Raw genomic sequence first — 24,080 nt, 5'->3', positions numbered from 1 at the left:
AATAAGTTAATAACGACCGCTTAAATTCCTTATTAAACGGGGCTGATAATAAACGTCTATTCTTCCTTGAATAAACACAATATGGTTCTATCCCAAATAAGGGCAACGCTGATGAATATGTTGCAATGCCAACGTGAAAACGTCATTAATAGAAAGGGAAGATGAATCTAACAGAATTGCATCATCGGCGGGTTTTAATGGAGCAACCGCACGATTTCTATCTCGGTAATCGCGTTCCTGAATTTCGGATAAAATCTGGGCAAAATTACCATTAATTCCTTTTTCCTGCAACTGTTTTAAACGTCTTTTTGCACGTTCTTCCGCTGAAGCATCCAAAAAAAACTTAATTTGAGCTTCTTGGAAAACAACTGTACCCATATCGCGACCATCTGCCACTAATCCGGGGGCTTGAGCAAAATCTCGCTGTTTTTGCAATAAAGCAGCACGTACTTGAGGGTATATTGCTATTCTGGAGGCATAATCTGCAACCTGTTGTGTACGAATAATATCGCTTACGTCTTCTTGATTTAGAAAAGTTTTTACGCCATTTTTGTCGCTTGAGAAGGAGATGTTGATCGTTTTGGCAAAAACACTTAACGCCTTTTCATCAGAAAAATCAATATTATGTTGTGCTGCAGCTAAACCGAAAACACGATAAATAGCACCGGAGTCCAATAAATGAAAACCGAAATGTTGAGTCAATGCTTGACATAAAGTACCTTTGCCAACGCCGCTCGTGCCGTCAACAGTAATAATTGTAGTTGTCATAATTGTCTTCTGTTTCTTGATAAAAATATGCCGCACATAACGTGCGGCGAAATTGTGGTTAATTATACTCGTAATTCTTACTACAGCAAAGTTGAAACTTACTCTTGTGCGGAAGAGTGGTGTTCAAAATGTGAACTTGGAGTGAGATATTCCTCACGGTTCGGATCAACCAATTTTGATTTTTTAATCATTTTTTCAATGGTTACGCCTTGCACCAAAATTGAGAATACAACAATGGCATAAGTCATAATCAAGATAATATCTTTTACATCTGTGCCATTAACAAATACCGCTTTTGCCGGAATGGAAAGTGCCATAGCCAATGCCAAACCGCCACGTAGTCCACCCCACGTCATAATTTTTAAAGTGTAAGGGTTATAGGTGCGGAAAAAACGCAATATTGAGTATGGTATCCATAAGCTGATATAGCGTGCTGCTAAACAGACTGGAATTGCTAACAACATCATCAAAAAGCCTTGGAAGGTAAAATCAATCAGCAGTAGTGCAAAACCGATTAGAAAGAATAGTAGAGAGTTCAGGAAGTGGTCGATCATTTCCCAAAAATGATCAAGATAGCGTTGGCTTTGCTCAGAGAAACCGCGATGACGAGTCCAATTTCCTACCATAATACCAGAAACCACCATCGCTAATGCACCGGAAACTTCTAATAGATTTGCCAACATAAAACCAGCAGTTGGAATAGTTAAAGTTAATAAGATTTCTAAGCTACCATCATCAGTGGCTGAAATTAAGAGGTGAGCGACCAAGCCAAGCACAAAGCCAAAGATAATTCCACCGATTGCCTCGTGTAGGAACAGATGTAAAATTTCACTGGCAGACATCTGTTCACCGCTGAAGGCAACGGTAAAAATAGTAATAAAAATTACCAAGCCGACACCGTCATTAAATAGAGATTCTCCTTCAACTTGCATTGATAAACGTTTCGGTGCACGTAAATTTTTAATGATTGCCAATACGGCGATAGGGTCAGTAGGTGAAATTAAAGCACCGAAAAGCAAACAGTAAATAAAGCCAATTGGTAAGCTGATAAGATTAGCGACTAAATAAATTAGTGTGCCAATAATGAATGTGGAAGCTAGTGTTGAAAATAACGCAAAGATTGTGATTTCCCATTTTTGATCACGCAACACGGGAATTTTAATACCTAATGCGCCGGCAAACAGTAAGAAGCCTAAAATCCCATTAAGTAGAAAACTTTTAAAGTCGATTTCTTGCATTACTTCTGTTGCAATACTGTCAATTTGAAACCAACCAAGATAACCTAAAGTCAAAAGTAGCAATGAACCAATCATCGCAGCGGCGGTAATTGCGATAGTAGATTGAATTTTATCGCTGATTTTACTGGTGATAAAACCGAGTAAAATAGAAATTGCAGATAAAAAACAAATATATGTGTAAATGCCCATATAATAAGCCTTGTTGAAAAGTCATTAACGCGCGCTATTAAATCAATTAGTGAGTAATATGTAAAGTGTGCAATCGAGGTATATTGAAAAAAGTGAGCAATATTTATGAAAAAATAATTAAATTAATCAGTGTTTTTTTGCTGATGTTGATATTAGCAGTTATCTTGTTTTTATATCAATCTCTAACCCTTTATCAGCCACCTTTGACCCAGTTTATTTCAATGAATGAAAAGCAAAGTTTTGAACCTTTTGTCGAAATAGACAGCAAATTAAGTTGTTATCGTCCAATGTTGGATGCTGAAACAATTTCAACTACGCAACCATTAAAATTATTGGTTTGGAATGTGCATAAAGGAGAAGATAAAGGATGGCAGTCGTTATTGCTAAATTATGAAGAAAAAACGGATTTTATGTTATTACAAGAAGCAACTTCTTTGCAGAAATTACCACAATTATTGCAACGTATGCCAAATCAATTGTTTGCCAGTGGCTTTTCTTATCGAGATATGCAATCTGGCGTAGCGACACTTTCGTTGTTTTCACCACAATATTATTGTAGTGCTGCAGTTGATGAACCTTGGTTAGGTATTCCTAAAACCGGCGTATCTTCAGTATATCCGTTGGATAACGGCAAATTTTTATTGATAATCAATGTTCATATGATCAATTTTGAGTGGACACCGACAGCGTATCGCCAGCAATTAGAACAAATTATGCAACAGCTAGAACAACGGGTTGATGCCGTGATTATAGCTGGCGACTTTAATGCTTGGAATCAGGAAAGGGTAGAGATATTACAACAGAAAATGGAACAATTTGGTCTGCACGAAATCTCATTTTTTCCAGATAATCGCTTACGTTTCAATGATTTTCCATTGGATCATATTTTTGTCAAAGGATTGAAAGCCATTTCTGCGACAACGCAAAAAACAAAAGCGTCCGATCACAATCCAATGTGGGTCGAACTAGCTTTTGATTAAAGAATAAATTGATCGAAAATTTCTTTAAGATGTTTAGTAAGGATCTTTTTACCGGCGATAGTTTCATTTTTCCACGCTTCTAACAAAACCTCGGGGGTAAGTAACGGCTGTAACTTTTCTGCGATTGGGCGATAGCTGATATGCCAAGGCTCAATGCCAATTTTTTTATCTTCCGGTAGTTCAAGAAAAGGAAGATAAAAATCGAAATCAGCTAGATGTTGTTGTAGAAATTCAACTAGCGGAGCAAAGTAACCGTTCTGTTGATATTCTTGAGGTGCTAATTGTAGAGATTGTCCTTTAGGAAGTAGATCCGGATCAAAAATATCAATTTCCGTACCCCAGTGATGGCGACTGGCGCCGGGTAATGCCGACCAGCGCAGAATAGCTAAACATTTTTGCCATTCACTAAGCAGAGAAAGATTAATGTTTTCTCCCTGATCATTGTGTACTTTCCTGATACCGTTGAATTTGTTGTCCCAAATCCATTTTTGGCGTGTGAAATCACGGAAAGTGCTTGCCGGCTGTAAATTAAAACCTGCTTTTTTCGCAACTTGTTGCAAACTTTGGAAGGCTTTCACCGCCTGTGGTTGTAAGAAATGAGCAGTGGAATGGGGAAGCGGTAATAATGCCAAGTGTTGGCGAGATTTTCCTGTTAAGCAATCAAATACAAGCGGCAACATAATTTACTCTCCTAATAATGTATTTAATATTTCTAAATGAGTAACCGCCAATTTTGCTAAATCTTCACAGCTTACACATTCATCAATACGGTGTATGGTTTTATTTAAAGGCCCGAGTTCCACCACTTCTGCTCCCATTAAAGCGATAAAGCGACCATCGGATGTACCGCCACTGGTTTCCAATGTTGGCGTAATTGCCACTACTTTTTGCAATGCGTGTACAACTGCATCGACCAATTTGCCTTTAGTGGTTAAAAATGGTTGACCTGATAGCCACCATTCAATCCGATAATTCAGTTGGTGGCGTGCCAGTAATTCTGTAACACGTTGTTTAATCTTTTCATCGCTGGTTTCGGTATTAAAACGCAAGTTAAATTGAATATAAAGTTCACCCGGAATAACATTATTTGAGCCTGTGCCAGCGTGAATATTGGCAATTTGCAGGCTTGTTGGTGGAAAGAAGTCATTGCCGTTATCCCATTTGATATTCACCAGATCTTGAATAAATCCGGCAGCTTTATGAATCGGATTGTCAGCAAGATGAGGATACGCAACGTGGCCTTGTACACCTTGAATATAGAGATTTGCAGTAATAGAGCCACGGCGACCGTTTTTTACAATATCTCCCAGTTTTTCGGTACTAGAGGGTTCGCCGACTAAACAATAATCTACCTGTTCACCACGAGCCATTAATGCTTCCACTACCCTGACAGTGCCATCTTTAGCGGCTGCTTCTTCATCGGAGGTAATCAAGAACGCAATTCGTCCTTTATGCTGTGGATGTTGTGATACAAACTGTTCTGCTGCTACTACCATTGATGCCAACGAACCTTTCATATCTGCTGCACCACGACCATAAAGTAAATCACCGACAATTTCGGCTGAAAAGGGCGAATGTTGCCATTGTGTTTCATCGCCAGGTGGTACAACATCAGTATGTCCAGCGAAAACAATAGTTGGAGTAGAATTACCGTGGGTAGCCCATAAATTTAAAGTGTCACCGAACGGCATCCATTCAATGTTAAAACCTAATTTACTCAAACGATCAGCTATCACTTGTTGACAACCCTCATCTTTTGGACTGATAGAGGGGCGATGAATTAAATCTTGTGCGAGGGCAATGACTTCTTGTTTCATTCCGCTACTCCAAAAGCCTGCGCATATTGTTTAGCATTAAAGCCGATAAGCTGCACATTATCGCCTAATACGATTGGTCGTTTGATAAGCGTTGGCTGTTCAAGCAATAAAGAAAGTGCATTATCCTGATTAAGTTGATCTTTAACTGTCTGCTCCAAATTACGCCAAGTGGTGCTGCGTTTATTGATTAACGCTTCCCAACCGAACAATGCTTCAATCTGTTGTAAAAAGGCGGCATCAATGCCTTGCTGACGATAATCGTGCAATTTTGCTTCAAGTTGATGTTGTGCCAACCAGACAAGGGTTTTCTTGACGGTATCACAATTTTTTATTCCATAAACAGTCAACATAATTTTCCTATTAAATAAAAAGGTTACGATTTTTAGAAAACTCACTATACTAGCAAACGGTAGGGATGCAAGAAAAGACGCAAATAAAATTAGAGGAGTAGCAAATATGCAACATATCGATAAATTGGCGTGGATTTTAATTAAAGATCGTCAACTATTAATGACACGCTCATATGGAAAAGAGCAATATTATTTGCCGGGAGGTAAACGTGAAGTTGGAGAAAACGATCAGCAGGCATTAGTTCGTGAAATTAAGGAAGAGCTAAATGTCGATTTAATTCCGAATAGTTTACAGCCAGTGGAAACATTTCAAGCACAAGCACACGGTAAAGCTGAAGGGGTAATGGTGATTATGCGTTGTTATCAGGCGCAATATCAAGGTGAATTAATCGCAAGTGCAGAAATCGAAGAAATTCGCTGGATTACCAGTAAAGATCGAGCTATTTGTTCACAAGCTGGTTGTTTGGTATTGGATTATTTGTTGGAGAAAGGATTAATTGACTAAAAGAAAATGAATTAATGTTGATTTAATTTTGAATTAAAGGTCGCACAATAGCGACCTTTAATTATTTGAGAAAGGTGAAAAAATCAATGTTCTTTATCACACTGACAGTCGTGAGAATGCACGATCATATGTCCCATTTTTTGCTCTTTAACGGTTAAATAATCGGTATTGTAACGATTTTCACCAACATTTAACGGCACACGTTCCACCACATTAATACCGGCACGTTTCATTGTTTCGATTTTTTGCGGATTATTAGTTAATAAACGGATCTCTTTTACACCTAATAATTCAAAAATTTCCGCGCAAACAGTGAAATCACGTTCATCTTCTTTAAAGCCCAATGCCAAATTGGCTTCAATGGTGTCCATTCCCTGATCTTGCAAGGCATACGCACGGATTTTATTAATTAAACCGATGCCGCGTCCTTCAGCGCGGTGATAGATTAATATGCCTTTACCTTCTTTACTAATTTGTTTCAGCGCCGCTTGTAATTGAAAACCGCAATCACATTTCAAACTATGCAATGCATCGCCGGTTAGACATTCTGAATGAATTCTGGCAAGAGTAGGTTCTCCGTTGGCAATGTCGCCCATTACTAATGCGACATGTTCTTTGTGTGTTTGTGGATGTTCAAAACCTATAATTTGAAAAATACCAAATTCAGTAGGTAGGTTTGCTTTTGCGACAAGCTCAATTTTTGCCATATGTTCCTCGCTATTCTAATGTTTTTTGCTTTCTTACATAGAGTATTTATTTGTATAACTCAAAAAATAAAAGGAAATCATTATATACATTATCAACCATTTTTGTTGCGGTTTTTAATTATTGTTGTAGTTGTTTTTATGAATGTAGCAGGTTTATTACAAAATAGGCTATAATTCCAGTAATTTTTTCAACTTACGTAGGTATAAATATGTTATATGGGATCGATATTGGTGGTACAAAAATAGAATTGGCAGCATTTAATCAACAGTTAGAGAGGTTGTATAGTGAGCGAATTGATACACCACAAACTAGCTATGAAGATTGGTTAAATTCGATTGTACGGTTAGTAGAAAAAGCCGATCAAAAATTTGGTAGTAAAGGTACTGTTGGTATAGGTGTGCCAGGCTTTGTTCGCCGTGATACCGGTATAGCCGAAATTACCAATATCCGCGTTGCGGATAATCAACCGATTGTACGTGATTTGGAGCAATGTTTACAACGTGAAGTCCGTATAGAAAATGATGCAAATTGTTTTGCTCTTTCCGAAGCGTGGGATGAGGAGAGTAAACAGTATTCAACCGTATTAGGTTTGATCATCGGTACTGGCTTTGGTGGTGGTCTGGTTTTTAATGGCAAAGTGCATTCTGGTAAAGTGGGAATGGCTGGCGAAGTTGGTCATATCCAATTAAATTATCACGCTTTAAAACTGCTTGGTTGGGATAATGCCCCGATTTACCGTTGCGGTTGCGGTAATGTTGCTTGTTTGGATACCTATTTATCTGGGCGCGGATTTGAACTGTTACATAATGATTTATTACACGAAAAATTGTCAGCAAAAGAGATTATCCGGCGTTTTTATCAAAATGATGTAAAAACAGTAGAATTTGTCGAGAAATTCATTGAATTAATGGCGATCAGCATTGGTAATTTGATTACCGTACTTGATCCGGATGCTATTTTCTTAGGCGGAGGCTTATCCAACTTTGACTATATCTATGAAGCCTTGCCGAAACGTCTGCCACAACATTTAATGCGCAGCGCGGTTGTGCCGGCAATCCGTAAAGCAAAATACGGTGATTCCGGCGGTGTGCGTGGTGCGGCAGCGCTATTTTTAAGTTGAGATTAATCATAAACAACGGAGAAATCATAATGATGAAAAGCAAAAATCTATCACTATTATTAAGCGTGGCGTTTGCATTTGTGTTGTCGGCGTGTAGCCAGTTGGCACTTCCCGGCAAAGAAAAGCCGGCGCCGGTAGCAGAAAAAGTGGCAGAAAATGCCGAATTAAAAGCGATCAGCGACAGTGCAAAAAGTTTGCCGAGTTTTATTTATCAGACCGCTAACCAAACTTATACCGCTTATTTCAGTGGTAAAAACATTGTTTATATTGATGTGAGCGGTAATAAGGTAGAGAAAATTTACTTGAAAAATGGTCAAGTTATTGCTGTTGCCAATAATACAAAATTGTATGATTTTAATGTTGCTAATGCAGATGTGGATGCATTACAAGTGAAAAGAAATGCAGAATCTTGGGTGAAAAAATTGAGCTATAACTCAGCAGATAAAAATATTGGTGCAGTTCGCACCGGCGAAGAGGCAAAGCTTAATTATCTCTGTATTGCTAAAGTACAACAAGTTGCCGGCACTAAGCGTGTATTGCGTACTTCCGGTAACAGTGCTGGCAGCACCAGTCGTTTAACTGCGAAAATGCGCCTGAACGGCAATCAGTTCTATCAAATGGATTGTATTTTATCAGGAGATAGAGTGGCAAAATTAAGCTTGATCGCAAATAAATAGAGGCTGAATCGTAATGGATAAAAATATTATTTTGATGAGTGATTCATACAAATACTCTCATTCACGCCAATATCCACCACAAATGACTTATATGCATCACTACATTGAAAGTCGTGGCGGACGTTACGGTTATACTCAATTTTTTGGCTTACAGTATTATTTGAAAAAATATCTTTGCCAGCCGATTACACAAGCAATGATTGATGAAGCAGAACAAATTATGCGTTTGCACGGTTTGCCGTTTGATCGTGAAAATTGGCAATATATTTTGCAACAACATCAAGGTTATTTGCCATTAAAAATTAGAGCAGTACCGGAAGGTAGTTTGGTGAATAACCACAATGTTTTAGTGACGGTTGAAAATACTGATCCCTGTTGTGCTTGGTTAGTGAGTTTTTTTGAAACTTTGCTGTTAAAAATTTGGTATCCGTGTACGGTTGCTACTTTATCTAACTCTTATCACCGCATTTGTCGTAAATTCTTACAGGAAACTGCTGATAGCTTGGATGCATTGCCGTTTATGTTGCACGATTTTGGTTATCGTGGAGTATCGAGTGAAGAGAGTGCGCAGCTTGGTGGTGCAGCACACCTATTGAATTTTAAAGGTACGGATAATGTTGGAGCATTAATGATGTTGCGTCAGTATTATCATGCAGAAATGGCAGGATTCAGTGTACCAGCGGCGGAACACAGCACCATCACTTCGTGGTCAAAAGAACGAGAAGCGCAAGCATATGAACATTTATTGGATACTTATCAAAATTCTGTAATTTCTATTGTGGTTGACAGTTACGATTATTACAAAACGATTGAAGACGTTTTCTGTGGCAAATTAGCAGAAAAAGTGAAACAGCGTAAATTCCCGCTCGTGCTTAGACCTGACAGTGGTGATGCGATTAGTAATGTGCTTTTTGCTTGTGAACGTTTGGGAAATACTTTTGGCGTTACTGTTAATAGCAAAGGTTATAAGGTATTGAATAATGTCAAAGTTTTACAGGGTGACGGCATTAATGAAAATACTACGTGGGACTTGTTGAAAGCATTAAAAGATAACCAATATTCAGTAGAAAATGTGATTTTGGGTTGTGGCGGCTCTTTGTTGCAGGGTAATTTAACCACCAGTATCAATCGTGATACACACCGTTTTGCGATGAAGTGTAGTTGCGTAATTACCGAAGGTAAATTAGTGGATGTATATAAAGCACCGATAACTGATAAGGGCAAGGTAAGTAAAAAAGGTCGTTTAGATTTGATTTGGAATGGTGAAAAATATCAAACGATCAACATTGATCATCTACCGTTAAATCAATATGCTGAAAATTCAATGATGCAAACCGTTTTTGAAAACGGAAAATTATTAGTAGATTGGTGTTTGGACGATATTCAGTATAATGCACAGAAAAATCAACCTAAAATCGAACAATAGTAATTTGGTGGAGTATGCATTTTTCTGATTATGTGGAAAAGTTGGTAGCGGAAAACTCGGAAGAGCGGGTTTTCCCTTTTCAATTTGAGGGTAAAAAATATTGGGTAAAACAGGTGGAGCGCACTAGTGGCGCAATGCGATTGTTGAAGCCTAATCCACAAGCAGCGTTGCAACGAGAGATTAAAACATTACAGTATCTTAACCACAAACAGGCAGCAGTTGCCAAACTAGTGTTAGTCAGTGAGCGTTATTTTGTGATCGAAGATGTTGGGCAGTCAATCAAACGTTATATATACGATCGAAATATCTCACCTGAATTTAAACAACGTTTATTGCACGATGCCGCGTTGGCGTTGGCAAATTTACATCAAAAAAAACTCTATCACGGCAGACCGGCGATTCGTGATATGGGCTGGTTGGAAGACGGTGTACGTTTTATTGATTTTGAATCAAAAGTGTTCAGCCATAATTTAAATAAACAACAGGCGCGTGATTTGCTGTTTTATATTCATAGCCTTTATGTCAGTGAAGAGATTTCCGATCAGGAAATTGAGCAAAGCATTGCGGTTTATCGCCAAAACGGCGGTGAGCAGCAGTGGCAATATACTTGTTGTTTGGTGCAGAAATACTGTTGGCTTTATTATCTGTTATTGCCGTTTACACCAATTGCAAGAACGGACTTAATCGCCTTAATGAAACTGTTTAAATTTTTCTTGTATTATCAAAAGGATAAAAATAGACAATGAAAGTTTATCAGGTGCATTTAAAACAAAGACAACAGACATTGTTGCACGATAATCAAATCTCTTTATTGGAAAATTTGGAACAGCATCAGATTGCGCACGAATATCAATGCCGTTCCGGTTATTGCGGCGCTTGTCGGGCAAAGATATTACAAGGTTCGGTGCGTTATCGCCAATTGCCATTGGCTTTTTTGCAACCGGATGAAATTCTGCTCTGTTGTTGTCAGTTGGAACAGGATATTGTGTTGGATTTATAGCGGATTGTCGCTTTCAGCAAAAATTCCTCTTTATTTCGTGTAAAAATTTATCGCATAAAAAGTGCATAAAAATGGGGCGTTTGATCTACACCCCATTGTTTTAAATTATTGCAATATCGGCTGAATTAGAATTCGTAACCCACACCGGCACCGACACCATATTTACCGTTGGAGTCACTGGTTCCGGAAAGTTTCAAAATCACGTTGCCTTTTTCGTTTGTATGAGATACCCCGATTGCCACCGCAGATTCACCGCCGTAGCTGCCGCCCGCAATCGCAATCATTGATTTACCGCTGTGCATTGCGTGCGGTAAATTACCGACTGCAATCGCTGCTGCTGTACCGGCATCGGAATGTTTTTCCATTTTTTTCTTCACACGGTTAAGTTGGCTAACATTAACCGCATCGTGAGGTTGTACGCCGTCTGCAACGTTGCTGATACGATTGCCGCCGTTATCCAAACCACGAGAAGTTAAAGAGACTGGAGCTTGGTTGTTGCTGTTTACAGTTACTCCACTGGCATTGACAGTGGTATGTTGGCTGCCGTTGTTGACATTAACACTTTCAGCACTGACTTTAGTAGATTGTTTGCCGTTATTAATAGTCACACTTTCGGAGTCCATTTTGGTGGATTTGCCGTTATTACCTTTGCTTAAAGTTACACTTTCGGTGGTAATATCTTTGGCTAATCTTAACTTCAAACCGTCCTTCTCTGTTTCCACACCGATATTGGCATTGTGAGATAAACCGGTTGCACCGCCATTAATGTTTAAAGTATCACCGCTTTTCACTTGAGCAGCTTCACCGATATCACCTTTCACTTTAAAATCAGTGCCGCCACCGCTATCGGTTGCAGAGATAACATAGGTGTTATCTGCTCCCTCTTTTTTCTTGATAGAAACATTATCACCGGCTTCATATTGAATGGTAGAGGTTCCATTACCTGTGTTCGTATTGGCAGCTGTCACGGTTATCGTACCATAGTCGGGTTTTGTCGGATCATCCTGTTTTGTGATCGTTACACCATCACCGGCCTTAATGCCATTAAAGAGTGCACCTCGCAACTGACGCAGATTCACCGCATCAGTATCATGCGTCCCATCCGCTACATATTGAACTTGGCGGATATATGTAGCCGTTTGTACCCCTTGCTTATTATAAAGCTTACTACCAAATGATACAGGACCACGTAAAATATCGTTGTCTGCACCGGTCTTGCCATTACCATTCACACTAAGCTTTACTCCACTATACGGTGCCTTTTCAACTTCAACAACATCTTCGGGCAAGGATTCTGATTCCATCCCCAGCGCTACGCCATAATCGGATGAAGCTACTGAAAATGCGCCGAAGGCTGAACTATTTTGAGCAGTTGCCTTTGCCAAGTACCCTACAGCAGCCGCATTCTTCCCTGATGCATTAGCCCCGCGGCCATAAGATGCTGTATTATCTCCTGTTGCTCTCGACGACAGACCAGTGGCCAGAGAAAATTGACCAGATGCAGTGGCATCAGGCCCAAGGGCTGTAGCATAGCTGTTCACAGCTTTTGCCATGAATCCGATAGCCGTTGTCCCTGCTACATTGTTCTGAGTCAGTGCATATTTCCAACCGAAATTACTCATGACCGCATTGGCCCCATGTTCTCCGCTATTACCGCCACCAAACTGTTCTATCAATTTCTCGTAACTATCTATACCTGACTTTTGAAACCACCATTTATACTTTTCAAATAAAATAGGGTCTACTGTATCCATTCTTTGATACTCAGTCTGTGAAGCATCATATTTTCCAAATACATTAGGATAGGTTTTCTGCAAATATTCTGCATAGTGAAATGACCCTGGGGTAGAGGCCGATTTAATAAAAGCATTTGCTGCCTCTAAGGATCCGGAGGCTATCGCCTGTTGACCTATAGCGATAGATGAATCAGCTGAACTCACTGCCTTCTGTCCTACGACAATACTGGAAGAATGACCTAGACTTTGCTTTCCGATTACAATACCGTTAGAGGTATAGCCTTCGTTCTCATGATCTGTGGGAAGGACTTTGTTAAACATGCCAATCCCGATACCACCATTAGCAATCATATTATTCTGATATCCGATGGCTATTCCTTCATTATTATCGTTAACCATCGCTATATTATCATCACCCAACACATAGGACTGACCAGCATATTCATTATTTAGACCATATATGATGCCGCTATTTTCTAAATATCCATTTACTTTTCCTTTTACATTCTTATTATCTGTACCAATTTGAGGCTCGCCCCGGCCTCCGTAGCTCAGTACCAATGCACCGGCTTTGTTACCTTGATTACTAGGTTGTAACGTCGTTCCCTCAAAGAAAGAAGTAAACCAATTTCTTTCTTCTTCAGTCAATCCATTTGTATTACCAGCTGCTGCTACTTTTTGTAATACCGCCGCTTGATCAACAGCCGCATTTACCGTTAACGGCAAAAGGCTAATACCCCCCCCCAAGAGAATTCCAGTTAAAACAATAAGTTGAGAATATTTGTGATAATGAGTGGTAACCTGATTTAATTTCATTTTAAGCTCCTTATTTTCAACGGATATAATGATATGAATACTTCCTTTGACAGTATAAAACCTTAGTGCTTTATTGTTTAATTTTTAATTAAAGATCTGTTAACTAAATCACAAATTTTCCTTAAATTTACATTTGGCTTATTGCAAAAAGTGAAGGAAATTTTTTGCTAAAAAGAAATAGCATTTGTCATCATTTTTTTATTTTGCTATATTTCGCTTCGAAATTTATAGGGAGCAGTTCAAAATATAATGGCTAAAAGAAATACTAAACAACGTCGTCACGCTATTCTAAAACGTCTAGAAGAACAAGGTGAAGTAACGGTTGAACAGCTTGTTAATCAATTTGAAACATCAGAAGTTACGATTCGTAAGGATTTGTCTGCATTGGAACAAAACGGATTATTACTGCGTCGTTACGGCGGTGCAGTATTAATGCCTGCCGAAGTGTTGGCAGAAGAGGAAATTGAAGCGCTTTCTCCACAGAAAGTCGCTATTGCTAAAATTGCTGCTGCACAAATTCGTGATCATAATCGTATTATTATTGATACGGGCAGTACTACTTCCGCATTAATTAGCCAGCTTAATAAAAAACAGGGATTGGTGGTGATGACCAATTCGTTAAGTGTAGCCGCTGAATTGAGGCAGTTGGAAAATGAACCCACTTTATTAATGACCGGCGGTACTTGGGATGCATCTTCTGATTCGTTTCAAGGCAAAGTGGCGGAGCAGGTGCTTCGTTCCTATGATTTCGACCAATTATTTATCGGGGCAGATGGCATTGATTTGCAGCGTGGTACGACAACCTTTAATGAATTGGTCGGTTTGAGCCGTGTAATGGCAGAGGTTTCACGTGAAGTGATTGTGATGGTGGAATCGCAAAAAATCGGACGCAAAATGCCAAATCTTGAACTGACTTGGCAACAGATTAACTGTTTAATCACCGATGATCATATTGATCCGGTGGTTAAACAACAGATTGAAAATATCGGTGTAGATGTGCTTATTGCCTCTACAAATTAATTGATTTAAAAAGGAAAAAATTATGTGTGGAATTGTTGGTGCTGTAGCACAACGTGATGTTGCTGAAATATTAATTCAGGGTTTACATCGTTTAGAATATCGTGGTTATGACTCAGCAGGTGTTGCTGTAGTAGACAGTAATCATAACTTACAGCGTGTTCGTCGTGTCGGTAAAGTGAAAGCATTAGATGAAGCGGTAGAAAAACAGCCGTTAATCGGAGGTACAGGAATTGCACACACACGTTGGGCAACGCATGGTGAACCGTCAGAAACCAATGCACATCCGCATATGTCGGGTGATATTGCGGTGGTGCATAACGGCATTATTGAAAATTATCAGGAGCTTAAAGCAGAGTTACAACAACGCAGTTATCAATTTGTTTCTCAAACTGATACTGAAGTGATTTCTCATTTGGTGCATTGGGAGTTTGAACATTGTCACGACTTATTAAAGGCAGTGCAACAAGCGGTGACACAATTAACAGGAGCTTATGGGATGGTTGTGATGCATCGTCAACAACCGGAACATTTAATTGCAGCGCGTTCTGGCAGCCCATTGGTTATCGGTTATGGTGTTGGAGAAAACTTTCTCGCTTCTGACCAGTTAGCGTTATTGAACGTGACTCGCCGTTTCAGTTTCTTGGAAGAGGGTGATGTGGCGGAAATTACGCGCCGTAGTGTGACCATTTATAATCGTTTAGGTGAAAAAGTGGAGCGTCCGATTTCAGAATCAAATTTAGAACAGGATGCCGCTGATAAAGGGCAATTCCGCCACTTTATGCAGAAAGAGATTTTTGAACAACCGACCGCGATTATTAATACGTTGGAAGGTCGTATTGCGCACGACAGCGTGATTATCGAAAGTATCGGTAACAAAGCAAAATCTATTTTAGAAAATGTAAAACACGTGCAAATTGTGGCGTGTGGAACTTCTTACAATTCAGGAATGGTGGCACGTTACTGGTTTGAGGCATTGGCTGGTGTAAGCTGTGATGTGGAAATTGCTTCCGAATTCCGTTATCGCAAATTTGTTACGCGTCCGAACAGCTTGTTATTAACACTTTCTCAATCCGGTGAAACCGCTGATACTTTGGCAGCATTACGTTTAGCGAAAGAAAAAGGTTATATGGCAGCAATGACCATTTGTAATGTTGCCGGCTCTTCTTTGGTGCGTGAATCAGATTTAGCCTTTATGACGCGTGCTGGTGTAGAAATTGGAGTTGCTTCAACCAAAGCTTTTACTACACAATTGGTATCAATGTTGATGCTAGTAGTAGCTATCGGAAAATTGAATGGCAGTATTTCTCCTGAAAAAGAGAAAGAGATCGTGCAAGCGTTGCACACTGTGCCGACCGACATTGAAAAAGCGTTGGTGTTCGATAAACAGATTGAAAAATTGGCAGAAGATTTTGCAGAAAAACACAATGCGTTGTTTTTAGGGCGTGGTGAATTTTATCCAATTGCAATGGAAGCAGCGTTGAAATTAAAAGAAATTTCTTATATTCACGCTGAAGCTTATGCTGCAGGGGAGTTAAAACACGGCCCGTTGGCATTGATTGATGCCGATATGCCGGTGATTGTGGTTGCACCGAACAACGATTTATTGGAAAAAGTGAAATCCAATATCGAAGAAGTGCGCGCCAGAGGCGGTCAATTATATGTGTTTGCTGATGCGGAAGCCGGTTTCCAAGACAGCGATAATATGAAAATTATCACAATGCCTAAAGTGAATGAAATCACCGCGCCGATTTATTACACCGTGCCGATGCAGTTGCTCTCCTATTATGTGGCGATTATTAAAGGTACGGATGTTGACCAACCTAGAAATTTAGCGAAAGCGGTAACGGTTGAGTAAGTTAAAAGCAAATTGGAGCAAAATAAGAATGGTGAATAGCGTTTGCTTTTCACCATTTTTTATTTCAAGATTTGGGTTTCGTAGATTAAAGGTTATTCAAATCAAGTACATCGGTCATATCGAATAGACCTTTATCGTGATTAGCCAACCATTTTGCAGCACGTACCGCACCGTTAGCAAAAGTCATCCGACTGGAAGCTTTATGTGCAATTTCGACACGTTCACCTTCATCGGCAAACCAAACAGTATGTTCCCCCACAACATCGCCAGCACGAATAGTGGCGAAACCGATTTGATCCTGTTTACGTTCGCCGGTAATTCCTTCACGAGCATAAACAGCGTGATCTTTTAAGTTTTTCCCCATTGCTTTGGCAATATGTTCGCCCATTGATAACGCTGTACCGGAAGGTGCATCCACTTTATGGCGGTGGTGGGCTTCAATAATTTCAATATCACAATAATCGCCCATCACTTTAGCTGCTTTTTCCAACAGTTTGAATACAAGGTTTACGCCGACACTGTAATTTGAAGCAAAGACAATGCCGATTTTTTCGGCAGCGTGTTTAATTGCCTGTTTTCCCTGTTCATCAAAACCGGTAGTACCAATGACCATTTTTTTATTATTGGCACTACAGAATTCTAAATGCGCCAATGTTCCTTCCGGACGAGTAAAATCAATTAAAAGATCAAAAGTATCTGCTTGTTGTGCCAAATTATCGGAAATGGTAATACCGTTATGACCAATGCCAGCAAGCTCTCCAGCATCACTGCCAACCAAGCTTGAATCTTTTCTTTCAAATGCAGCAGTAAGTTGCACTCCATCTGCTTTGGCTATTGCTTGAATTAATTGGCGACCCATTCGACCGCCGGCGCCAACAACGGCAATTCTTAAATTCATAAATTCCTCAATTAATTATTTGTTAAATAGATATGTACTGAGATCTCTTCACGATCGTGATATAGGTGTTTTGCTTGAAGTTTGTAATCCAGTCCTTCATCTAGCAATTTTTGTTCAATTAGGAAGATACATTTCTGCACCTCTTCATAGCGTTTTTTCATCGGCAATTTGAGATTAAAAATGGTTTCACTGCACCAGCCTTTAATTAACCATTTAGCGATAAGATCCGCAATACGAATCGGTTGTTCAACCATATCGCAAACTAACCAATCAATATGATGATCAGCAGGAGGTTCAAATTTGAATCCATCTTCTGAGCAATGCTCAACACGACCACTTTCCATTAAATGTTCATCAATCTTACCGTGATCAACTGCATAGACAAAGAGTCCACGGCGCACAAGCTGATAGGTCCATCCACCCGGACAAGCTCCTAAATCGACTGCATAGTGATGATCTGTTAGACGTTCCGATTGCTCCTTCGGAGAGAGGAATGTCTTAATTGCTTCTTCCAATTTTAAGGTAGAACGACTAGGTGCAGAATGTGGGAAGCGTAAGCGTTTAATACCCATAAAATCAGGAGAGTGGTTGTTGTTATAAGAGTAACCGAGATAACAATTTTCTGAATCCGTAAAGAAGAGATGAAGTGTAATATTTTCCCAATGTTTGGCAGTATCGATATTGAAATAGCCTAGCGTTTTCATTTTTTGTCGTAGCGGTACGGTAAATTTGCGGCAGAATGTGAGCAATTCTTTTGCTTTATTGGTGTCCGCTGTTTCCACCCAAAGATCAGTAAATTGTTCCAATTTCAACGAAGACTCTTTCAGTGTTTTGATAATCGGTGTGATTCGATCTGAATTTTCTGTGAAATTCAATTTTTGAATAGCAGCAAACCATTGACGACAGAAAATCATAGAATGGAATGGAATTTCTCTTATTAATGTTTGTGCATCTTCTTTGTTATTACACTCAAAGATAACAAAGGCACTTTTATCTTCTGTTTTAGCAAATCCATAAATACCCAAATTAGCCGCTTTATCAGTGATTTCCGCAGCCAATTCTTTTTCAAAACCGGCACGACAATAGAGTATGATTTGATTCATAGCACTTTCCTGTAAGTTAGAACGATGTTATTTACTAAAAGGATAACGTATCCCAGTATAGATTAAATTACCCCATCCCAATAAAAAGCAGAGACCGCCGAATGGCGTAAGATGCGCTAAACTTTTATTACCAGTAATAGCTAAACAATATAAGCTAAAACAGAATAATACAATACCATAAAGCCAACAATAACCGCTAAAAGCAATTTTTTTGGTTAATTTTTTATCATTAAGAGGTAGTAATGAGAATATGGTAACACCGAATAAAGCGAGTGTATGAAAAACTTGATAATCCCATCCTATTTCTATCCACAGTAATGCTTGTTCGGAGAGTTGTGTACTTAGTATGTGAGACGAAAATGCACCAAAGGCAACACAAAAAAAGCCATTTAGTGCGGTGAAGATTAAAAAACGTTTAAACATTATTTTTCTTGCTCCATTACTGAAATCAACCAATCACGGAATGCCTTTACTTTATCATCATTTTCACGATCCGGGTGATAAACAACATAAAATGATTTCGGATCTTGGAGTTGTAGCTGCAATACTTCATGCAGGTTGCCCTGCTGAATTTCCTGTTCTGCTAATAATTCATTAGCTAAAACAACACCCTGTCCGTGAATGGCGGCCTGTAACGCCATAAATGTGTGGCTGAACACCGGATTATGCTGCAATTCAATATTTTCTAATTTCAATGTTTTCAATGCCATCTGCCAATTATCTCGGTTATGTACGTGTAATAAAGTGTGTTGTCGCAGATCTTCAGCCTGATTAATCGGATGAGAATGGAGCAGATCTGGCGAGGCGAGAATCAGTAATCTAGCCTCTTTCAATCGTTTAACGATTAAACTGTTCCAATCACCTTTACCATAATAAACAGCAATATCAATTTCTTGAGTCAATAAGCCCTCATCTTGATCAACGCCATTAATGCGTACATCAATATCGGGATAAAGTTGATTAAATTTGCTAAGTCTAGGAACCAACCATTGCATACCAAATGTTTGAGGAATATTGATCGAAATCACGTTTTGCTCTTTATTTCTTGTAAGGCGTTCGGTTGCATCCATTAATTTTTTTAATATATTAGCAACATCAAAAAAATAAATTTTGCCTGCTTCTGTAAGTTCAAGTGTGCGATTTTTGCGCAAGAAAAGAGCAGTACCTAAAAAATCTTCTAAAATTTTTATTTGGTGACTAATGGCGGCTTGAGTAACAAATAGCTCTTCTGCAGCTTTGGTGAAACTTAAATGTCTAGCAGCGGCATCAAAGGCTTTCAGGGCATTTAAGGGAGGCAAACGTTTAACCATAATTTCCAATCCATTATAAAAATTTTTCGTTAGTATTTATTTTATTTGTTATTAGTTTTTTTTATGCTAAAGATAAAAAAAAATTGTTTGTCTATTGTTAGGTTGACCCCTAGAATGGCGTCATACTTAATGATTGGTCATTCCTTACTAGTTAATGAGTTTCAGATTCTTAAGTATGATGTTGTGTTTGCATATTAGTCTAGATTTTCTAGACTGAGTAACTGAGAAGTTACTCATTTCACTTCCTGTATATTTTTATAAACTCTATTTAGTTTATATGCCACTTAAACTTTTAAGTGGCATTTTTTTCATTCGGATTTTAGCATAGCCGGATCATCTTCTCTATAATGTTTTTCTTGAATCGCACGGCTTTCGTTTAAAAAGATATTTTTATTCAAATAAATGAATTTTTATGCACATTTGCTGCATTTTTATTTTTAAATTTTATAGACAGTTGTCTGATTTTAGGGAATAATACCGACTCGGTAAATGTTCGTTTTATCACACTATCAAACACATCTCATTAATAGGAATTAATATGTCAACAACAATTCTCGAATCACTTCCAGTAGGTCAAAAGGTTGGTATTGCTTTCTCTGGCGGATTAGATACTAGCGCAGCATTGCTTTGGATGCGTCAAAAAGGTGCGGTTCCTTATGCTTATACCGCAAATTTAGGACAACCTGATGAAGATGACTACGATGCTATTCCGCGTAAAGCGAAAGAATACGGTGCGGAAAATGCTCGTTTAATTGACTGTCGTAGCCAATTAGCAAATGAAGGTATTGCGGCAATTCAATGTGGCGCATTCCATATTAGCACGGGTGGAGTGACTTATTTCAACACTACTCCGCTTGGACGTGCGGTAACAGGTACAATGTTAGTTACTGCAATGAAAGAGGATGATGTCAATATTTGGGGTGACGGCAGTACCTTTAAAGGCAATGACATTGAACGTTTCTACCGTTATGGTTTATTGACTAATCCAAAATTGAAAATTTATAAACCGTGGTTAGATCAACAATTTATTAATGAACTTGGCGGTCGTCACGAGATGTCCGAATTCTTAATTGCAAATGGCTTTAATTATAAAATGTCGGTAGAAAAAGCTTACTCTACTGATTCAAATATGCTTGGGGCAACTCACGAAGCAAAAGATCTGGAGTTTTTAAACAGTGGAATTCGTATCGTAAATCCTATTATGGGTGTTGCTTTCTGGAAAGATGACGTGGCAATTAAAGCGGAAGAAGTTACTATTCGTTTTGAAGAGGGGATTCCGGTAGCGTTAAACGGCAAAACTTTTGCTAATGCAGTTGATCTTTTCTTAGAAGCGAATCGTATCGGTGGACGCCACGGCTTAGGAATGTCGGATCAAATTGAAAACCGTATTATCGAAGCGAAAAGTCGCGGTATTTATGAAGCACCGGGAATGGCATTGTTGCATATCGCTTATGAACGTTTGGTCACAGGAATTCATAATGAAGATACTATTGAACAATATCGTATCAATGGTTTACGTTTAGGTCGCTTGCTTTATCAAGGTCGTTGGTTCGATCCACAGGCATTAATGTTGAGAGAAACTGCTCAGCGTTGGGTTGCTCGTGCTATTACTGGTGAAGTGACACTTGAATTACGTCGTGGTAATGATTATTCAATCCTTAACACTGAATCACCAAACTTAACTTATCAGCCGGAACGCTTAAGTATGGAAAAAATTGAAAATGCACCGTTTGATCCGAAAGACCGTATTGGGCAATTAACAATGCGTAATTTGGATATTACCGATACTCGTGACAAGCTAGGCATTTACACCGAAACAGGTTTGTTATTGAACAATTCTGCATTTCCTCAATTAGGTAAAAAAGAGTAATTTTTTAATCCCTACCAATCGCTAAAAATCGTTAAGGTTTTTAGCGATTTATTTCTTTAATCACGCTTTTGCGCTATTTTTGATCCACGTTTTATCGTTATTTTTGCTATACTTCTGCGCTTAGTACAGTTAAATGGTGAATAGTATGGCGTGGACTCCGACTCGAACATCTCAGCTTAAAAACTCAACGACAACATTGGCAAAAAATAACAAAGATTTAGAACAATTTACGCCACCACACTCATTGGAAGCGGAACAGTCAGTATTAGGAGCACTATTGTTGGATAACTCTTTATGGGACAGTGTTGCTGAAGCCGTGATAGCACAAGATTTTTACACTTATGCTCATCGTATTATTTTCCAAGAGATTGAAGCCTTATTAAGTTACGGCAAACCAGCAGATTTAATTACTTTAGAGCAGTCATTAAATAGTAAAGATTTAAGTGATTCAGTCGGTGGTTTTTCCTATTTGGTTGAGTTATCGCAGAAGACTCCGAATAGCGCTAATGCCTTAGCATATGCCAATATTATTCGAGAAAAAGCGATTTTGCGTGAGTTAATCGCTGCTAGCAATACCATATCTGAAAACTGTTATTCCACTAATGGGCAGGCTGTGAAAGATATTTTAGACACTGCTGAAAGTAAAATTTTGCAGATTTCTGAACAACGAATGGTAGGCACAGAAAGTGGACCGCAAAATGTGAATAAAATTCTTAAAGATACGGTCAATAAAATTGAGCTGTTGGCACAAAATCCGAATGGCGGTGTGACCGGAATTTCCACCGGCTTTACTGATTTGGATAAAAAAACGGCAGGTTTGCAACCCGGCGATTTGATTATTGTGGCTGCACGACCTTCAATGGGGAAAACCACTTTTGCGATGAATTTATGTGAAAATGCGGCATTACCGGCGGATCAGGATAAAGCGGTGTTGATCTTTAGCTTGGAAATGCCGGCGGAACAATTAATGATGAGGATGTTGGCTTCATTGGCAAGGGTGGATCAAACCAAATTGCGTACCGGTCAGATCGAATTTGACGGTGCGGAAGGCGATGCGTTGGCAAGCTGTATCGGGATGCTTAAACAAAAACAGAATATTTATATTGATGATACTTCCGGTTTGACCCCGACAGAATTACGTTCGCGTGCCAGACGTATTCATCGAGAAAGTCCGAACGGTTTGGCATTAATTATGGTCGATTATTTGCAGTTAATGCGAGTGCCAGGTTATGCTGAAAACAGAACATTAGAAATTGCAGAAATTTCACGTTCATTAAAGGCGCTGGCGAAAGAGTTGAAAGTGCCAGTGATCGCACTGTCACAGCTAAACCGAAGTTTGGAACAACGTGCCGATAAACGTCCGGTCAATTCGGATTTGCGTGAATCAGGTGCGATTGAGCAGGATGCGGACTTGATTATGTTTATTTATCGAGATGAGGTTTATAATCCTAATTCTGAATTTAAAGGTACGGCAGAGATTATTATCGGTAAACAGCGTAATGGGCCGATTGGTAGTGTTCGTTTGGCTTTCCAAGGTAATTTCTCTAAATTTACCAATCTTCAATATGATTCAGGATATGAAGATCATTATTAATAAGGCAGTTATATGAAAGCAGCAACGGCAAAGATTAGCTCTCTTGCCCTTAAACATAATATAGAAAAAATTCATTCGCTTGCGCCGAACAGTAAAATTATTGCGGTGGTGAAAGCGAATGCTTACGGACACGGTGTTGAGTTTGTTTCTCAGACTGTACAAGACAATGTAGATTGTTTCGGTGTCGCTCGCTTAGGTGAAGCGTTGCGTTTGCGCTCCAATGGAATTACCAAGCCTATCTTGTTATTAGAAGGCTTTTTTTCCGCCTCCGATTTGCCGATTTTGTCGGTTAATAATTTGGAAACAGTGGTACATTGTGATGAGCAGTTGGAAGCATTATTAGCGGCTAAATTACCGAATCCGATCAATGTTTGGATTAAAATTGATACCGGAATGCATCGTTTAGGGGTGCAGTTGGATGAAGTCGATCGTTATTATCAAGCGTTATCCGCTTCGCAAAATGTTAATCAAATCCGCTTTATCAGCCATTTCAGTCGTGCCGATGAGTTGGACAGCGATTACACCTTAAAACAGCTGGATCGTTTCCTAACCGCTTGCGCCGGTAAAGTGGGAGAAAAAAGTATTGCTGCGTCAGGTGGTATCTTGTTCTGGAAAGATTCCCATCTGGATTGGATTCGTCCGGGCATTATTATGTACGGCATTTCCGCCAATAACACACCGAGCAGTGCTTATGATTTAATTCCGGTGATGACGTTAACCTCATCATTGATTGCAGTGCGTAATCATAAAAAAGGCGAGCCGGTCGGCTATGGCGGTCGTTGGGTAAGCGAAAAAGATACTAAAATCGGCGTGGTGGCAATCGGTTATGGCGACGGTTACCCACGTGATGTGCCAACAGGAACACCTGTTTATATTAACGGCAGACGTGTGCCTATCGTTGGCAAAGTTTCAATGGATATGTTAACGGTTGATCTCGGTGCGGATGCACAGGACAAGGTCGGAGATGAAGTCATTTTATGGGGTAAAGAATTGCCGATAGAAGAAATAGCTGAAATTATTGGCGTAATCAGTTATGAATTAGTAACGAAACTTACTCCACGAGTATTAGTAGAATATATTGATTAATTTTTAATTAAGGG

23 protein-coding genes are annotated in these 24,080 nt (G+C 39.2%); 12 read left to right on the top strand and 11 right to left on the bottom strand.

The annotated features are described in order from the left end of the window. Positions 1 to 87 precede the first annotated feature (87 nt). Positions 88 to 768 carry a (d)CMP kinase gene (cmk, locus tag P375_RS04000; protein ID WP_039134616.1) on the bottom strand — a complete coding sequence of 227 codons (681 nt, stop codon included), beginning with the start codon at positions 766 to 768 and terminating at the stop codon, positions 88 to 90. A 98-nt stretch (positions 769 to 866) separates the two neighbouring features. After that, a complete protein-coding gene (locus P375_RS03995) occupies positions 867 to 2,195 on the bottom strand; it encodes a cation:proton antiporter (protein WP_039134614.1) in 1,329 nt (442 codons plus the stop codon). Positions 2,196 to 2,338: 143 nt separating this feature from the next. On the opposite strand from P375_RS03995, the gene P375_RS03990 reads away from it, so the two are divergent. Continuing rightward, positions 2,339 to 3,175, top strand: a complete 837-nt coding sequence (locus P375_RS03990; RefSeq protein WP_052121789.1) for an endonuclease/exonuclease/phosphatase family protein — start codon at positions 2,339 to 2,341, stop codon at positions 3,173 to 3,175. Here the strand turns inward: P375_RS03990 and P375_RS03985 are convergent. From P375_RS03985 to P375_RS03975, 3 genes are read right to left on the bottom strand one after another with little or no spacing between them, the layout of a single operon-like run. Then, a complete protein-coding gene (locus P375_RS03985) occupies positions 3,172 to 3,855 on the bottom strand; it encodes a M15 family metallopeptidase (protein WP_039134611.1) in 684 nt (227 codons plus the stop codon). The genes P375_RS03990 and P375_RS03985 overlap by 4 nt on opposite strands. Before the next feature lie 3 nt (positions 3,856 to 3,858). Then, entirely contained in the window at positions 3,859 to 4,992 is a 1,134-nt protein-coding gene (dapE, locus tag P375_RS03980) for a succinyl-diaminopimelate desuccinylase (RefSeq protein ID WP_039134609.1), read from the bottom strand. Beyond that, on the bottom strand, positions 4,989 to 5,342 hold the full coding sequence (locus P375_RS03975) for an ArsC family reductase (RefSeq protein ID WP_039134606.1): 354 nt from the start codon (positions 5,340 to 5,342) through the stop codon (positions 4,989 to 4,991). The genes dapE and P375_RS03975 overlap by 4 nt, the downstream gene beginning before the upstream one ends. Before the next feature lie 106 nt (positions 5,343 to 5,448). On the opposite strand from P375_RS03975, the gene P375_RS03970 reads away from it, so the two are divergent. Next, positions 5,449 to 5,847 carry an NUDIX hydrolase gene (locus P375_RS03970; RefSeq protein WP_039134604.1) on the top strand — a complete coding sequence of 133 codons (399 nt, stop codon included), beginning with the start codon at positions 5,449 to 5,451 and terminating at the stop codon, positions 5,845 to 5,847. Between the two features lie 83 nt (positions 5,848 to 5,930). Here P375_RS03970 and ribA read toward each other — a convergent pair whose 3' ends face one another. Next, entirely contained in the window at positions 5,931 to 6,554 is a 624-nt protein-coding gene (ribA, locus tag P375_RS03965) for a GTP cyclohydrolase II (RefSeq protein ID WP_039134602.1), read from the bottom strand. Positions 6,555 to 6,763: 209 nt separating this feature from the next. Between ribA and nagK the strand changes: the two genes are divergently transcribed. From nagK to yfaE, 5 genes are read left to right on the top strand one after another with little or no spacing between them, the layout of a single operon-like run. After that, entirely contained in the window at positions 6,764 to 7,675 is a 912-nt protein-coding gene (nagK, locus tag P375_RS03960) for an N-acetylglucosamine kinase (protein WP_039134599.1), read from the top strand. 29 nt (positions 7,676 to 7,704) lie between these two features. Next, complete coding sequence (locus tag P375_RS03955) at positions 7,705 to 8,352, top strand: hypothetical protein (RefSeq protein ID WP_039134596.1); 648 nt, start codon at positions 7,705 to 7,707, stop codon at positions 8,350 to 8,352. Positions 8,353 to 8,365: 13 nt separating this feature from the next. Beyond that, positions 8,366 to 9,778 carry a nicotinate phosphoribosyltransferase gene (locus tag P375_RS03950; RefSeq protein ID WP_039134594.1) on the top strand — a complete coding sequence of 471 codons (1,413 nt, stop codon included), beginning with the start codon at positions 8,366 to 8,368 and terminating at the stop codon, positions 9,776 to 9,778. Between the two features lie 14 nt (positions 9,779 to 9,792). Then, positions 9,793 to 10,524, top strand: coding sequence for a hypothetical protein (locus P375_RS03945; RefSeq protein WP_039134591.1), 732 nt, complete (start codon positions 9,793 to 9,795; stop codon positions 10,522 to 10,524). Beyond that, the gene (yfaE, locus tag P375_RS03940; protein WP_039134589.1) at positions 10,521 to 10,778 is read left to right on the top strand and encodes a class I ribonucleotide reductase maintenance protein YfaE; all 258 of its coding nucleotides are present in this window, start codon (positions 10,521 to 10,523) and stop codon (positions 10,776 to 10,778) included. Before P375_RS03945 ends, yfaE begins: the two co-directional genes overlap by 4 nt. Before the next feature lie 125 nt (positions 10,779 to 10,903). Here yfaE and P375_RS03935 read toward each other — a convergent pair whose 3' ends face one another. Continuing rightward, entirely contained in the window at positions 10,904 to 12,835 is a 1,932-nt protein-coding gene (locus P375_RS03935) for a YadA family autotransporter adhesin (protein WP_209434800.1), read from the bottom strand. 744 nt (positions 12,836 to 13,579) lie between these two features. Between P375_RS03935 and P375_RS03930 the strand changes: the two genes are divergently transcribed. Continuing rightward, positions 13,580 to 14,350 (top strand): DeoR/GlpR family DNA-binding transcription regulator, encoded by a 771-nt coding sequence (locus P375_RS03930; RefSeq protein WP_039134586.1) that lies wholly within the window; start codon positions 13,580 to 13,582, stop codon positions 14,348 to 14,350. A gap of 22 nt (positions 14,351 to 14,372) precedes the next feature. Beyond that, positions 14,373 to 16,205 (top strand): glutamine--fructose-6-phosphate transaminase (isomerizing), encoded by a 1,833-nt coding sequence (gene glmS, locus P375_RS03925; RefSeq protein ID WP_039134583.1) that lies wholly within the window; start codon positions 14,373 to 14,375, stop codon positions 16,203 to 16,205. Between the two features lie 85 nt (positions 16,206 to 16,290). Here the strand turns inward: glmS and dapB are convergent, their stop codons facing one another. From dapB to P375_RS03905, 4 genes are read right to left on the bottom strand one after another with little or no spacing between them, the layout of a single operon-like run. After that, positions 16,291 to 17,103 carry a 4-hydroxy-tetrahydrodipicolinate reductase gene (dapB, locus tag P375_RS03920; protein WP_039134580.1) on the bottom strand — a complete coding sequence of 271 codons (813 nt, stop codon included), beginning with the start codon at positions 17,101 to 17,103 and terminating at the stop codon, positions 16,291 to 16,293. An 11-nt stretch (positions 17,104 to 17,114) separates the two neighbouring features. Continuing rightward, complete coding sequence (gene rlmM, locus P375_RS03915; protein ID WP_039134577.1) at positions 17,115 to 18,206, bottom strand: 23S rRNA (cytidine(2498)-2'-O)-methyltransferase RlmM; 1,092 nt, start codon at positions 18,204 to 18,206, stop codon at positions 17,115 to 17,117. A gap of 27 nt (positions 18,207 to 18,233) precedes the next feature. Next, the gene (locus P375_RS03910; RefSeq protein WP_039134574.1) at positions 18,234 to 18,629 is read right to left on the bottom strand and encodes a DUF423 domain-containing protein; all 396 of its coding nucleotides are present in this window, start codon (positions 18,627 to 18,629) and stop codon (positions 18,234 to 18,236) included. Further along, positions 18,629 to 19,516 carry a transcriptional regulator GcvA gene (locus P375_RS03905; protein WP_039134571.1) on the bottom strand — a complete coding sequence of 296 codons (888 nt, stop codon included), beginning with the start codon at positions 19,514 to 19,516 and terminating at the stop codon, positions 18,629 to 18,631. Before P375_RS03905 ends, P375_RS03910 begins: the two co-directional genes overlap by 1 nt. Positions 19,517 to 20,054: 538 nt before the next feature. On the opposite strand from P375_RS03905, the gene argG reads away from it, so the two are divergent. The 3 genes from argG to alr all read left to right on the top strand — a co-directional run bounded on the left by argG (position 20,055) and on the right by alr (position 24,066). Beyond that, the gene (argG, locus tag P375_RS03900; protein WP_039134568.1) at positions 20,055 to 21,386 is read left to right on the top strand and encodes an argininosuccinate synthase; all 1,332 of its coding nucleotides are present in this window, start codon (positions 20,055 to 20,057) and stop codon (positions 21,384 to 21,386) included. 145 nt (positions 21,387 to 21,531) lie between these two features. Next, entirely contained in the window at positions 21,532 to 22,980 is a 1,449-nt protein-coding gene (dnaB, locus tag P375_RS03895) for a replicative DNA helicase (protein WP_039134566.1), read from the top strand. 12 nt (positions 22,981 to 22,992) lie between these two features. After that, complete coding sequence (alr, locus tag P375_RS03890; RefSeq protein WP_018346843.1) at positions 22,993 to 24,066, top strand: alanine racemase; 1,074 nt, start codon at positions 22,993 to 22,995, stop codon at positions 24,064 to 24,066. The last annotated feature ends 14 nt before the right edge of the window (positions 24,067 to 24,080 follow it).

Source organism: Gallibacterium genomosp. 2, from assembly GCF_000771895.1.
Classification (GTDB): Bacteria; Pseudomonadota; Gammaproteobacteria; order Enterobacterales; family Pasteurellaceae; genus Gallibacterium.
The sequence above is the reverse complement of the archived record's forward strand: the minus strand, read 5'-3'. Positions and strand labels throughout refer to the sequence as shown.